The following is a 13,486-nucleotide window of genomic DNA, read 5'->3' on the forward strand; positions in this document are numbered from 1 at the left end:
CCAGAGCGCACACTTTACTCAACGTTAAGCAAATCAAAATGATTAGCTGAATCAGGAGGTTAATAATGTTATCTGGGCAAACACCCACCCGGCAATGGAACACGCGACGCAGCGAAAAAGCGCGTCGTCTGGCCTCCGTACCGGTGCAGGGCAAGGTACTGCCAACCGGCGATCTTGTCGCCATGCTGGAAAAATTAATCGCGCCTGGCGACAAGGTCGTTCTGGAAGGTAACAACCAGAAGCAGGCGGATTTCCTTTCCCGCTCGCTCGCCGAAGTGAACCCGCAAATTGTCCACGACCTGCATATGATCATGCCGAGCGTCGGCCGCAGCGAGCATCTGGACATCTTCGAGAAAGGCATTGCCCGCAAGCTGGACTTCTCCTTCTCCGGGACGCAAAGCCTGCGTATTTCGCAGCTGCTGGAAGACGGTCAGCTCGAAATCGGTGCGATTCACACCTACATCGAACTTTACTCACGCCTCTACGTCGACCTTTCGCCCAACGTGGCGCTGATTGCCGGTTTTAAAGCCGACCGCAAAGGCAACCTCTATACCGGGGCGAGTACCGAAGATACCCCAGCGCTGGTGGAAGCCGCCGCGTTCCACGACGGCATCGTCATCGCGCAGGTGAACGAGCTGGTGGACGACGAGTGCGAGCTGCCGCGCGTGGATATTCCGGGCTCCTGGATCGACTACGTGGTCGTTGCGGACAAACCGTTCTTTATTGAACCGCTGTTCACCCGCGACCCGCGCCTCATTAAGCAGGAACATATTCTGATGGCGATGATGGCCATCAAAGGCATCTACGCGGAGCACCAGGTGCAGTCCCTGAACCACGGTATCGGCTTTAACACCGCGGCGATTGAGCTGCTGCTGCCCACCTACGGCGAACAGCTCGGCCTGAAGGGCAAAATCTGTAAACACTGGACGCTGAACCCGCATCCGACGCTGATCCCCGCCATTGAAAGCGGCTGGGTGGAAAGCGTGCACTGCTTCGGCGGCGAGCTGGGGATGGAAGAGTACATCCGCGCCCGTCCGGACGTGTTCTTTACCGGTGCCGACGGCTCCATGCGTTCCAACCGCGCCTTCTGCCAGCTGGCCGGTCAGTACGCGGTGGATATGTTCATCGGCTCTACGCTGCAGGTTGACGGCTACGCCAACTCCTCAACCGTGACGCGCGGTCGTCTTTCCGGCTTCGGCGGCGCGCCAAACATGGGCCATGACCCGCACGGTCGTCGCCACGCTACCCCGGCCTGGCTGAACATGATCACCGAGCCTGACCCGATGCAGCGCGGTAAAAAACTCGTCGTGCAGATGGTGGAAACCTTCCAGGCGGGCGTGAAGCCAACCTTCGTGGAAAAACTTGATGCCGTTGACGTGGCGAAAGCCTCCGGCATGCCGCTGGCACCGGTGATGATTTACGGCGATGACGTGACGCACGTGCTGACGGAAGAGGGGATTGCCTACCTCTATCGCGCCAAAGATCTGGAAGAGCGTCGGGCCATGGTTGCCGCCGTCGCGGGGATCACCGATATCGGCCTGGGCGTTGATGCCAAACGCGTGGCGGAACTGCGCCAGAGCGGCAAGGTGGTGTATCCGGAAGATATGGGGATTCGCCGCACCGACGCCACCCGCTCTCTGCTGGCGGCGGGCAGCGTGTCTGACCTCGTGGAGTGGTCCGGCGGTCTGTATAACCCACCTGCGAAATTCCGGAGCTGGTAATGAAACTTCTGCCCCAGATTCAGGTTGAAGGCGGTGCCGAATGGCTGGCGCGAACCGCCACGCAGTGTCTGATTGACGAAGCACGTTTAAGCCCGAAACCCGGTCTGGTGGACAGTCGGGGGAACGGCGCACACCACGATCTATCCCTTGCGCTGATGGAGCGCTCCGCGCGCAGCCTGACCCCCACGTTTCAGGCGCTGGCGCAGCAAAGCTGGCTGCGTCCGGCAGATATTGCGCTTCGGCAAACCGTTGGCCGTCTTGGCCGCGAAGGCGAACAGCAGATGATGGCGGCCACCGACGGGGTGAATACCCATCGTGGCGCGATCTGGGCGCTGGGATTGCTGGTGAGCGCGGTGGCGATGCTGGGCGGGGAGGCAACTGCGCAGGTCGTCGCGAATACCGCCGCTCAGCTGGCGAAACTCCCGGACGACACGGCACCGAAGGTGTTCAGCAAAGGCCTGCGCGCCACGCACCGCTACCGAGTGCCGGGCGCACGCGAAGAGGCGCAGCAGGCGTTCCCGCACGTTATGCAGCGTGCACTGCCGCAGCTTCGCCTCAGCCGTCTCAACGGCAGCAGCGAGGCGCAGGCCAGGCTCGACGCGCTGATGGCCATCATGACCTCCCTCACCGACACCTGCGTGCTGTCGCGCGCCGGAATGGAGGGGCTGGACGCCATGCAGAGCGGTGCCCGTGCGGTACTGAACGCCGGAGGCTGTGAAACGGCGGCGGGCCAGCAGGCGCTGGCGAACTTAGACCGTCAGATGCTCTCGCTCAACGCTTCACCGGGCGGTGCTGCCGACCTGCTTGCCGCCACGCTGTTTCTCGACCGCGTCGAAACGCCTTATTCAAAGCATTAAGAGGAAGTTATGGAAAAAATTACATTGACCGTGCCAGCCAGCCGCGCGTTAAGCGGCAGGGCGCTGGCGGGCGTCGTCGGCTCCGGGGATATGGAGGTGCTCTTCACCGCCGAACCGGGCCAGACGCTAACCATTGATATCACCACCTCAGTCGACAACAGCCGTGGCCGCTGGGAGGCGCTGTTCAACCGCCTGCAAACGGTCAGCAGCCTGCCGGCAGGCAAACTGACCATTCATGACTTCGGCGCGACGCCGGGCGTGGCCCGCATTCGCATCGAACAGGTTTTTGAGGGGGTGAGCCATGCGTGATGACAGCAGCTTTATCGAACTAAAAGCGCGCCAGCGCGCGCAGGCCCTGCTGGATGACGGCAGCTACCGCGAACTGCTGGATCCGTTTGAAGGCATTATCTCTCCGTGGCTTGGGCCGCAGGGGATTGTTCCTCAGGCCGATGACGGTATGGTCGTCGCAAAAGGCACCATCAACGGTCAGCCTGCGGTCGTGGTCGCGATTGAAGGCGCGTTCCAGGGCGGCAGCATGGGCGAAGTGTCCGGTGCAAAAATGGCGGCGGCGCTGGAGCTGGCGGCGGAAGATAACCGTAACGGCATTCCGACGCAGGCAGTGCTGTGCCTCGAAACCGGCGGCGTGCGCCTGCAGGAAGCTAACCTCGGCCTGGCGGCGATTGCCGATATCCACGCCGCGATTGTTGACCTGCGCCGGTATACCCCGGTGGTCGGGATTGTTGCCGGGACCGTGGGCTGCTTCGGCGGGATGTCCATCGCCGCGGCGCTGTGCAGCTACCTGATTGTGACCCGCGAAGCGCGTCTCGGCCTCAACGGCCCGCAGGTTATCGAGCAGGAGGCGGGCATTGAAGAGTACGACTCCCGCGACCGTCCGTTTATCTGGAGCATGACCGGCGGCGAAGTGCGCTATCAAAGCGGGCTGGTGGACGCGCTGGTGGGCGACGGCGTAAATGCGGTGAAGGCGGCGATGAACGACGCGATTGCGAAAGGCGTGCCGGCGAAACACCGCACTGATAACTACGACGATTACCTGAACCGTCTGACGAATTTCGATACCCGCAAGCAGGCCGATGCCGAACAGATTAACGCGCTTTTTGCCCGGGAGGTGAAATGATGAGTAATTCAAAAAGCCGTGGCGAGCTCTGGCTGGAAACCCTCGCCCCGAATGCCAAACGTATCGAAGGGCTCTGCCCGTCCGTGCAGGCGGCAGACGGCGAGCTGAACGGCGAGGCGGTGCGCTTTGTGGCCGTGGTGCCGGATGCCAACAACCACTTCCCGCGCGCGGCGCAGGGCGAAGTCGGTCTGCTGGAAGGCTGGACGCTGGCGAAAGTGGTTAGCGAAACCGTCGCGGCGGATGCCGATAAAGCCGTGAAGCGCCCGATGGTGGCGGTGATCGACGTCCCAAGCCAGGCCTATGGCCGTCGCGAAGAGGCGTTTGGTATTCATCAGGCGCTGGCAGGAGCCGCTGCCGCGTATGCTAACGCGCGCCTGGCCGGTCACCCGGTGATTGGGCTTATCGTCGGCAAGGCGATGTCCGGCGCGTTCCTGGCGCACGGCTACCAGGCCAACCGTCTGATCGCCTTTAACGACAAGGGCGTGCTGATCCACGCGATGGGGAAAGAGTCCGCCGCTCGCATCACGCTGCGTACCGTCGAGGCGCTGGAAAAACTAGCGGCGACCATTCCGCCAATGGCCTACGACATCAGCAACTACGCGACGCTGGGGCTGCTCTCCAGCCTGCTGGACATCAGCAATCCGGATGCCCCGTCCGATCGCGATCTGGCGCAGGTGAAAACCACCCTGCAACAGGCCATCAGCGATGCTCGTCAGGACGCGACGCTTAAAAACCGTCTGGGTGCTGACAACCGCCGCAGCTCGGCGCTCGTACGCGAACGTATGCGAGCCAGCTGGTAAGTAAAAAAAAGACCTGCCAGAGATGCAAACCCCCGCGAGCGCGTCCGCTGCGCCCGCGTGGGAGCCTGCATCCTGAAAAATAATAAACATCGCACCAGTGCTAAAACTTTTTTTACTACAGGTGATTTATGACTTACGTAATTGTTCATGCTCTTGCACCGATTTTCGTCATCATGCTGCTGGGTTTCTGGGCCGGTAAGGCAAAGATGGTCGATAACAAAAACGTTTCCCTGCTCAATATCTTCGTGATGGATTTTGCACTGCCTGCCGCGCTGTTCAGCGCCACCGTGCAAACGCCGTGGACCGGCATTGTGGCGCAGTCGCCGCTGATTCTGGTGCTGACGCTGGCGATGTGGATTACCTATGCGGCCATCTACTTCCTCGCGACTAAAGTCTTTAAGAAATCCCCGCAGGACGCGGCCGTGCTGACCCTGACGGTAGCTTTACCGAACTACGCGGCGCTGGGCCTGCCGATTCTGGGCAGCGTGCTGGGTGAAGGATCTTCCACGTCGCTTTCCGTTGCGGTCTCTATTGCCTGCGGTTCGGTGCTGATGACCCCGTTCTGCCTGCTGATCCTGGAGCGTGAAAAAGCGCGCGCCGAGGGGAATAACTCCGGCTCAACGCTCTCCATGCTGCCGGTGCTGATGTGGCGTTCCATTAAGAAACCGATCGTGATGGGCCCGCTGCTGGGCGTGATTCTTTCCGCCATCGGGATCAAAATGCCGGAACTGGTTCTTGCCGCGATTAAACCGCTGGGGCTGTCGGCGACCGCTGCGGCGCTGTTCCTGACCGGGGTGATCCTCTCTGCCCGTAAGCTGCAGATCAACACCATGGTGATTACGTCCACCATCGCCAAGCTGCTGATTCAGCCCGCTATTGCCTGGGGTATTGTGCTGATCTTCGGTCTGCACGGCTCCGTGGCGATCACCGCTATCCTGATGATTGCGCTCTCCGCAGGCTTCTTCGGCGTGGTGTTCGGTAACCGCTTTGGCGTGCAGTCGCCGGATGCTGAAGCCGTGCTGCTGTTAAGCTCCGTACTGTGTATCCTGTCGCTGCCGCTGTTTATCTCGCTGACTTCAGGAATGTAATTATGACCACAACATTACGCCCTCACGACCTCATCTGGCTTACCGCGCGCGACGCGCTGGAAGGTATCACCGAATCCTGGGTGGAGGCGGCCTGGCATACCGGCCTGCCGGTGGTGGTGCGGCGTGATGTTGATAGTGAAGGCCGCATTCCCGTTGGTGTGCGCGGATTGCGCCGCGACCAGCGGGCGGCCGGATGGGTGAAGCCGGAAAACGTGCGGCGCGTGGTGTCGCCGGAAGACCTGTGCGCCACCGCCGATCTGCTGCGTTCGCCGTTTGTCACCCAGCCGCCGGTTCAGGTGGCGCTGCAGCTTGCGCAGCAGGCGTGGCCGTGGACGTGGGGGATCACCGGCAGCACCGGCTACGCGCTGGCGACGGGCATTCCGGTGATCCATGCCGACAGCGATCTCGATCTGCTGATCCGCGCGCCGCAGCCGATTTCCCCCGATGCTTTTACCGCATGGCAGTCGCAGCTGAGCCGCGCGCTGTGCCGGGCGGATACGCAGGTGGATACGCCCGAAGGGGGCTTTGCGCTGGCGGAGTGGCTGCGTGACGGCAAAACGCTGCTGAAAACCCACCGCGGACCGCGCCTGGTGGCGGATCCGTGGCGCAGGGAGGAGTGATGAAAATACTGTTTACCTTTCCGGGACAGGGCACGCAGCATGAAGGCATGCTGCAAAATTTGCCGGGAACGGAGCTGGAACGTGCGCGAGAGGTGCTTGGCGCCGAACTGGATACGCTGGACAGCGCGGACGCGTTAACCCATACCCGCGCGGTTCAGCTTTCGCTGCTGATTGCCGGTGTGGCCTGGGGGCGCGAGCTGGAGCGTCGCGGCGTGACGGCGGATATCGTCAGCGGGCTGTCCATCGGCGCTTATCCGGCGGCGGTTATCGCGGGCGCGCTGGACTTTTCGGACGCGCTGAGGCTGGTGGCGCTGCGCGGCGATTTGATGGAGCAGGCGTACCCGCACGGCTACGGCCTGACGGCAATCATGGGCTTAACCCTGCCGCAGGTGGAAACGCTGATTGAAGGCACCGGAACCTACATTGCCAACCTGAACGCTGAAACGCAGATCGTGATTGCCGGAAGCGATGACGGGATGGCCCAGGCCGCCGGGCGTGCGCTGGCAAAAGGGGCGAGCAAGGCCAAACGGCTGGCGGTAAGCGTGCCGTCGCACTGCGAGCTGCTGGCGAAACCGGCACAAAAGCTGGCGGCGGCGTTTGAGTCCGTCACGCTGGCTCGTCCACGCTGCGCGTACCTGAGCGGCAGTACCGGCCGCGTGCTCTGGCAGCCGGAAAAAATCGCCGACGATCTGGCGATGAACATGGCGCGAACCGTGCGCTGGCAGGAGGCGGTGATTTCCGCTAACGAGCGCGAAGCGCGGCTGGCAATTGAGATGCCGCCCGGCGGCGTACTGACCTGCCTGACGCGGCAGGCTGCGTGGGAAGGGGAGACCCTTTCGCTGGAGCGCAGCGGGGTAGACGTGGCGGTGCATCTGGCGAAGCGGCTTCGTGCGTGAGTTTTTTTGCCCGGTGGCGGCTGCGCCTTACCGGTCCTACGGGTTCGGTTGCCTTGTTTTGTATCACACACTTTCCTGCAAACTGCGCGCATACATCCGCCCTTCGGCGGCTAATGCCCGCAGGCTCGGGTCCTGCTCGCGGTTGCGGGCAAAGACAATCGCGATCAGCTGCTGCATCTGGTACGGCTCCGCCAGCTTCAACAGCTGCACCGAATTCTCGTAGACCTTCTTCATCCTGCCCGGCATCAGCGTAAATCCAACGCCTGCCTGCACCAGGCTCAGCATCGAGAAAATGTCATTTACGCGCGTGACGATTTCCGGCTCGAACCCGGCGATATGAAACGCTTCCTGAAACCCTGCATACGTGGCGAACCCTTCTGCCAGAGCGACAAACTTCTGATCTTTGTAATCACGCAGATCCGCTGGCCCGCTGGTATTAAGCGTGGCGGAAGCCGGTGCGGCGAGGAAGATGTCGTCGTGGAAGAGCGGCAGAACCTCAAGGCTGTTGCGGTCGATGTCGCTTTCGGAGATGGAGATAAGAATCGCGTCCAGCGAGCCTTCATCCAGCATGTGCAGCAGGGTGTCGTTGGAGCCCATCGTCAGATCCATCTCCAGATCCGGACGGCGCAGCTTCATGCCCATAATCAGGCGCGGCACGGTTTCCAGCGTCAGGGAGTAGAGCGTGCCCACGCGCAGCCTCCCCTGGCCGATACCGGCGATTTTGCGCGACTCTTCCAGCCCGCGCTCCATCACCTGCATCACCTCCTGGCAATACTCCAGCAGCGTCCAGGCGGAAGGCAGGGCAATCAGGTTGCGCCCCTTGTGGGTAAAGAGCGGGCAGCGCACGTTCTCTTCCAGCGTGTGCAGCGCGCGGTGCACGCTCACGCCGCTCAGGCCCAGAGTTTCGGCGGTACGCGCGATATTCCCTTTCTCCATAAACGTCATGAAGATGCTGAGCTTGCGGAACGTAATCTCGCTCGTGATATCGAAACTCATAACCCTCCCGGCGTGTTATTCAGCCTGCAGCATCGCTTCCAGCTGTTCCTGCGCGTCGAGCCACGCCATCTCGCACTCTTCGAGGCTGGATTTGGTCTTCGCCTGCGTTTGCAGGCAGTCCGTCAGCTCAGCCTTGCGGCTCTGGTCATACAGACCGCTATCGCCGAGCTTCTCTTCCACGGTAGCCAGCGTGGCGTTGAGCTTTTCCATCTCTTTTTCGAGACGGGTAATCTCTTTACGTAGCGGCTGCGTCTGGGTGCGAAGCTCCGCTTCACGACGCTTCTGGTCTTTACGCGCCTGCGCGCTGTTGGCGTTGTCTTTTGCTGACTCTTCCGGCTGGTTTTCCTGCTTCTGCACGTCCGTCAGCCACTGCTGGTAGTCTTCCAGATCGCCGTCGAACGGTTCGACTTTGCCGCCGTGCACTAAATACAGATCGTCCGTGGTGGAGCGGATCAGGTGACGGTCGTGCGAAACCACAACCAGCGCGCCTTCGAACTCAATCAGCGCTTCGGTCAGCGCCTGGCGCATGTCGAGATCCAGGTGGTTGGTCGGTTCATCGAGCAGCAGCAGGTTCGGGCGCTGCCAGACGATTAGCGCCAGCACCAGACGGGCTTTTTCGCCGCCGGAGAAGCGCTCGGTGTTTTCAGTCACCTTATCGCCCTGGAAGCCAAAGCCGCCGAGATAGTCGCGCAGCTTCTGCTCCATCTCCTGCGGCGCCAGACGCGCGAGGTGCTGAATCGGTGATTCATCCGCGCGTAAAAATTCCAGCTGATGCTGGGCGAAGTAGCCTAGCTTGATGCCCTTCGCCAGGCCGATTTCACCGCTGACCGGGTTAAGCTCGCCCGCCAGCAGTTTGATCAGCGTCGATTTACCGGCGCCGTTACGCCCCAGCAGGCCAATGCGTGAACCCGGCACCAGGTTGAGCTTTATGAAGTCGAGAATAATGCGGTCGGCATAGCCCGCGCTGACCTTCTCCATCTTGAGGAGCGGGTTTGGCAGGCTCTCCGGCTCGCGGAAGCTGAAGTGGAACGGGTTATCCACGTGCGCCGGGGCGATCATCTCCATGCGTTCCAGCATCTTGATGCGGCTCTGGGCCTGCTTGGCTTTTGACGCCTTGGCCTTGAAGCGATCCACGAAGCTCTGCAGGTGCGCCACGCGCTGCTGCTGGCTTTCGTACATGGACTGCTGCTGGGCAAGACGCGTCGCGCGCTGGCGCTCGAAGGAGCTGTAGTTGCCGGTGTACTCGAACATCGTTTGCTGTTCGATATGAATGATTTTATCCACCACCGGGTCAAGGAAGTCGCGGTCGTGGGAAATCAGAATCAGAGTGCCCTGATAGCTCTTGAGCCACTTCTCCAGCCAAATAACCGCATCGAGATCGAGGTGGTTGGTCGGTTCGTCAAGCAACAGCAGGTCCGAGCGGCAGATCAGCGCCTGCGCCAGGTTGAGGCGCATACGCCAGCCGCCGGAGAAATCGCTGACCGGGCGTTCCAGCTGTTCGTTGCTGAAGCCCAGGCCGTGCAGCAGGCTGGAGGCGCGGGAGCGAATGGTCCACGCGTCGATGGCGTCCAGCTTGCCGTGAACGGTGGCGATGGCATGACCATCGTTGCGCTCGTTAGCAGAATGAAGTTCCGCTTCCAGCTTGCGGTATTCACGGTCGCCGTCGATAACATAGTCGAGTGCCGGCTCGCTCAGCGCAGGCGTCTCCTGGTTTACCCAGGCGAGCTGCCAGTTCCCCGGGAAGGTAAAGTTACCGCCATCCGCGCTAATCTCGTTTTTCAGCAGCGCCAGCAGGGTGGATTTACCGCAGCCGTTTTTGCCGACCAGGCCCACTTTTTGGCCCGGGTTGATGGTAGCAGTGGCGTTATCCAGCAGGACGCGCACGCCGCGACGAATTTGTAACGAGGAGAAAACAATCATAGAAGCGCCGTATGTTCCGACTATGTTAATTTGTCATTATGATAATGTAAGGTGTGGGCCATTTTCCGCACCGGGCCGCCATGGTAGCCCAAAACAGCGACGATACACAAAAACAGAAACAAGACCGGGAGGGGAATGATGTCTCAGACAGCAAAAGTGCTGCTGCTGTATGCCCATCCGGAATCTCAGGACTCGGTGGCAAACCGGGTGCTGCTTAAGCCGGCCACACAGCTTAGTAACGTAACGGTGCACGATCTCTACGCGCACTATCCTGATTTCTTTATTGATATCCCTTACGAGCAGGAGCTGCTGCGTCAGCATGACGTGATTGTGTTCCAGCATCCGCTTTATACCTATAGCTGTCCGGCGCTGCTCAAAGAGTGGCTGGACCGCGTGCTGAGCCGGGGCTTCTCCAGCGGGGTGGGGGGCAACCAGCTGGCGGGAAAGTACTGGCGTAGTGTGATTACGACCGGTGAACCCGAAAGCGCTTACCGTCACGACGGGCTGAATCGTTATCCGATGAGCGACATCCTGCGGCCTTTCGAGCTGACGGCGGCCATGTGCCGTATGCACTGGATGAGCCCGATTATTGTCTACTGGGCGCGGCGTCAGGATCCGAAAGAACTGGCAAGCCACGCCAGAGCCTACGGTGAATGGCTGGCGTCACCGATTCCGGCAGGAGGTCGTTAATGGAAGGATCGAATTTGCTCCTCGCCGGGGTGCTGTTTTTATTTGCGGCCGTCGTCGCGGTGCCGCTTGCTGCACGCATTGGTATCGGTGCGGTGCTGGGGTATCTGCTGGCGGGGATCGCGATTGGTCCCTGGGGACTGGGATTCATCAGCGATGTAGATGAGATCCTCCATTTCTCCGAACTGGGCGTGGTGTTCCTGATGTTCATCATCGGCCTGGAGCTGAATCCTTCGAAACTGTGGCAGCTCCGACGCTCTATCTTTGGCGTGGGCGCCGCGCAGGTGTTGTTCAGCGCCGCGATCCTGGGCGGCCTGCTAATGCTGACCAACTTTTCATGGCAGGCGGCGGTGATTGGTGGGATAGGCCTTGCGATGTCGTCGACGGCGATGGCGCTGCAGCTGATGCGCGATAAGGGGATGAATCGCAACGAAGCCGGTCAGCTGGGCTTTTCGGTGCTGCTGTTCCAGGATTTGGCGGTGATCCCGGCGCTGGCGCTGGTGCCCCTGCTGGCGGGCTCCGGGGACGATCATTTCGACTGGGCTAAAATTGCCATGAAGGTGCTGGCCTTCGCGGGCATGCTGATTGGCGGACGTTTCCTGCTACGTCCCGTGTTCCGCTTTATAGCCGCGTCTGGCGTTCGCGAGGTGTTTACCGCCGCGACGCTCCTGCTGGTGCTGGGATCGGCGTTGTTTATGGACGCGCTTGGGCTGTCGATGGCGCTCGGGACCTTTATCGCCGGGGTGCTGCTGGCGGAGAGCGAGTATCGGCACGAGCTTGAAATTGCCATCGATCCCTTCAAAGGGCTGCTGCTAGGCCTGTTCTTTATTTCGGTGGGGATGGCGCTCAACCTCGGTGTGCTCTATACCCATCTGCTGTGGGTGGTCGTGAGCGTCGCTATCCTGGTGGCGGTGAAGATGCTGGTGCTGTACGTCATGTCACGTATCTACGGGCTGCGCAGTTCGGAACGCATGCAATTTGCCAGCGTGTTAAGCCAGGGAGGCGAGTTCGCGTTTGTGCTGTTCTCTACCGCATCCTCCCAGAAGCTGTTTAAAGACGATCAGATGGCGCTTTTGCTGGTTACGGTCACGCTGTCTATGATGACCACGCCGCTGCTGATGAAGCTGGTGGATAAACTGCTGTCGCGCCGCCTGAATCCAGCTGACGATGAAGACGAAGCGCCGTGGGTGGAAGACGACAAGCCGCAGGTGATTGTGGTGGGCTTTGGCCGTTTCGGACAGGTTATCGGGCGTTTGCTGATGGCGAACAAAATGCGCATTACGGTACTGGAGCGGGATATCAGCGCGGTCAACCTGATGCGTAAATATGGCTACAAGGTTTACTACGGCGATGCGACCCAGCTCGAGCTGCTGCGCTCGGCGGGGGCCGAAGCGGCAGAGTCCATCGTGATTACCTGTAACGATCCGGAAGACACGATGAAGCTGGTGGAGCTGTGCCAGCAGCATTTCCCGCATCTGCATATTCTGGCGCGTGCGCGGGGACGTGTTGAAGCTCACGAATTGTTGCAGGCGGGTGTGAAACACTTCTCCCGTGAGACGTTCTCCAGTGCGCTGGAGCTGGGCCGTAAGGCGCTGATCTCGCTCGGCATGCATCCGCATCAGGCGCAGCGCGCCCAAATGCACTTCCGCCGGCTGGATATGCGGATGTTGCGCGAGCTGATGCCGGTCCATACCGATACGGCGCAGATCTCCCGCGTGCGGGAAGCGCGTCGCGAGCTGGAGGAGATCTTCCAGCGAGAGATGCAACAGGAACGACGCCAGCTCGATGGCTGGGATGAATTTGAATAAAGGGTAACGAAAGATGGCTGTACGTAAACGCTTTATTGCGGGTGCAAAATGCCCGACCTGCCAGGCACAAGATACCCTGGCGATGTGGCGGGAAAATAATATTGATGTTGTTGAGTGTGTTAAGTGCGGTCACCAGATGCGTGAGGCCGATAAAGAGGCCCGCGATCACGTTCGCAAAGAAGAGCAAGTTATCGGGATTTTTCATCCGGACTAGCGATATGCCCTGAGTTTTTTTAAGCTAAAGGGTACACGGGTGCAGATTTCCGCTACAATCTGCGCCAGCAATTTTCCCACGCTCAGGAGATATCATGAAAGTAGCAAAAGACCTGGTGGTCAGCCTGGCCTATCAGGTACGTACAGAAGACGGTGTGTTGGTTGATGAGTCTCCGGTGAGTGCGCCGCTTGACTACCTGCATGGTCACGGTTCCCTGATTTCTGGCCTGGAAAACGCGCTGGAAGGTCATGAAGTTGGCGACAAATTTGACGTTGCTGTAGGCGCGAACGACGCTTACGGTCAGTATGACGACAACCTGGTTCAGCGCGTTCCTAAAGACGTGTTCATGGGCGTTGACGAACTGCAGGTTGGCATGCGCTTCCTGGCTGAAACCGACCAGGGTCCGGTTCCCGTTGAAATCACCGAAGTGGAAGATGACCACGTCGTGGTTGACGGCAACCACATGCTGGCTGGCCAGAACCTGAAGTTCAACGTAGAAGTTGTTGCGATCCGTGAAGCGACCGAAGAAGAGCTGGCTCATGGCCACGTTCACGGTGCGCACGGTCATGACCATGACCACGATCACGGCCACGACGGCTGCTGCGGTGGTCACGGCCACGATCACGACCATGGCCACGACCACGGTAAAGGTGGTTGCGGTAACGGCGGCTGCGGCTGCCACTAATACCCGTCGTCTTTCAAGCCGCAGGTGCGTTGGCTGCGCTTTCAAACCCCGGTCACATA

Annotated in this window: 14 protein-coding genes; 12 read left to right on the top strand and 2 right to left on the bottom strand. The window is 60.4% G+C overall.

What is annotated here, in order from left to right; all coding sequences use genetic code 11:
• Positions 1 to 65: 65 nt before the first annotated feature.
• The 8 genes from mdcA (at position 66) to mdcH (ending at position 7,117) form a co-directional block, all read left to right on the top strand.
• Positions 66 to 1,721 carry a malonate decarboxylase subunit alpha gene (gene mdcA, locus P346_RS02990; protein ID WP_032648362.1) on the top strand — a complete coding sequence of 552 codons (1,656 nt, stop codon included), beginning with the start codon at positions 66 to 68 and terminating at the stop codon, positions 1,719 to 1,721.
• The gene (locus tag P346_RS02985; RefSeq protein WP_032662307.1) at positions 1,721 to 2,578 is read left to right on the top strand and encodes a triphosphoribosyl-dephospho-CoA synthase; all 858 of its coding nucleotides are present in this window, start codon (positions 1,721 to 1,723) and stop codon (positions 2,576 to 2,578) included. The genes mdcA and P346_RS02985 overlap by 1 nt, the downstream gene beginning before the upstream one ends.
• 9 nt (positions 2,579 to 2,587) lie before the next feature.
• Positions 2,588 to 2,887: a malonate decarboxylase acyl carrier protein gene (mdcC, locus tag P346_RS02980; protein WP_014885504.1), complete on the top strand. Its 300-nt coding sequence runs from the start codon at positions 2,588 to 2,590 to the stop codon at positions 2,885 to 2,887.
• Positions 2,880 to 3,713, top strand: coding sequence for a biotin-independent malonate decarboxylase subunit beta (locus tag P346_RS02975; protein WP_032662309.1), 834 nt, complete (start codon positions 2,880 to 2,882; stop codon positions 3,711 to 3,713). Before mdcC ends, P346_RS02975 begins: the two co-directional genes overlap by 8 nt.
• Positions 3,713 to 4,513, top strand: a complete 801-nt coding sequence (gene mdcE / locus P346_RS02970) for a biotin-independent malonate decarboxylase subunit gamma (RefSeq protein ID WP_032662311.1) — start codon at positions 3,713 to 3,715, stop codon at positions 4,511 to 4,513. Before P346_RS02975 ends, mdcE begins: the two co-directional genes overlap by 1 nt.
• Before the next feature lie 128 nt (positions 4,514 to 4,641).
• Positions 4,642 to 5,601 (top strand): AEC family transporter, encoded by a 960-nt coding sequence (locus P346_RS02965; protein WP_024907941.1) that lies wholly within the window; start codon positions 4,642 to 4,644, stop codon positions 5,599 to 5,601.
• Between the two features lie 2 nt (positions 5,602 to 5,603).
• Positions 5,604 to 6,221, top strand: a complete 618-nt coding sequence (locus tag P346_RS02960; RefSeq protein WP_032662313.1) for a malonate decarboxylase holo-ACP synthase — start codon at positions 5,604 to 5,606, stop codon at positions 6,219 to 6,221.
• The gene (mdcH, locus tag P346_RS02955) at positions 6,221 to 7,117 is read left to right on the top strand and encodes a malonate decarboxylase subunit epsilon (protein ID WP_032662315.1); all 897 of its coding nucleotides are present in this window, start codon (positions 6,221 to 6,223) and stop codon (positions 7,115 to 7,117) included. The genes P346_RS02960 and mdcH overlap by 1 nt, the downstream gene beginning before the upstream one ends.
• 63 nt (positions 7,118 to 7,180) lie before the next feature.
• On the opposite strand, the gene P346_RS02950 is transcribed toward mdcH, so the two are convergent.
• Together P346_RS02950 and P346_RS02945 are read right to left on the bottom strand one after the other, a co-directional pair.
• Positions 7,181 to 8,113: a LysR substrate-binding domain-containing protein gene (locus P346_RS02950; protein ID WP_032662318.1), complete on the bottom strand. Its 933-nt coding sequence runs from the start codon at positions 8,111 to 8,113 to the stop codon at positions 7,181 to 7,183.
• A gap of 15 nt (positions 8,114 to 8,128) precedes the next feature.
• Positions 8,129 to 10,033, bottom strand: a complete 1,905-nt coding sequence (locus P346_RS02945) for an ABC transporter ATP-binding protein (RefSeq protein ID WP_032662320.1) — start codon at positions 10,031 to 10,033, stop codon at positions 8,129 to 8,131.
• A 138-nt stretch (positions 10,034 to 10,171) separates the two neighbouring features.
• Here P346_RS02945 and kefG point away from each other — a divergent pair, with 138 nt between their 5' ends.
• From kefG to slyD, 4 genes are all read left to right on the top strand, one after another.
• Positions 10,172 to 10,723, top strand: a complete 552-nt coding sequence (kefG, locus tag P346_RS02940) for a glutathione-regulated potassium-efflux system ancillary protein KefG (protein ID WP_014885493.1) — start codon at positions 10,172 to 10,174, stop codon at positions 10,721 to 10,723.
• Positions 10,723 to 12,528 (top strand): glutathione-regulated potassium-efflux system protein KefB, encoded by a 1,806-nt coding sequence (gene kefB, locus P346_RS02935; protein WP_032641069.1) that lies wholly within the window; start codon positions 10,723 to 10,725, stop codon positions 12,526 to 12,528. The genes kefG and kefB overlap by 1 nt, the downstream gene beginning before the upstream one ends.
• A gap of 13 nt (positions 12,529 to 12,541) precedes the next feature.
• Entirely contained in the window at positions 12,542 to 12,742 is a 201-nt protein-coding gene (locus tag P346_RS02930; RefSeq protein WP_010436300.1) for a YheV family putative zinc ribbon protein, read from the top strand.
• Between the two features lie 94 nt (positions 12,743 to 12,836).
• Positions 12,837 to 13,427: a peptidylprolyl isomerase gene (gene slyD / locus P346_RS02925; protein WP_014833521.1), complete on the top strand. Its 591-nt coding sequence runs from the start codon at positions 12,837 to 12,839 to the stop codon at positions 13,425 to 13,427.
• Positions 13,428 to 13,486: the final 59 nt, after the last annotated feature.

This window comes from Enterobacter sp. DC1 (assembly GCF_000568075.1).
In the GTDB taxonomy this organism is placed as follows: Bacteria; Pseudomonadota; Gammaproteobacteria; order Enterobacterales; family Enterobacteriaceae; genus Enterobacter; species Enterobacter asburiae.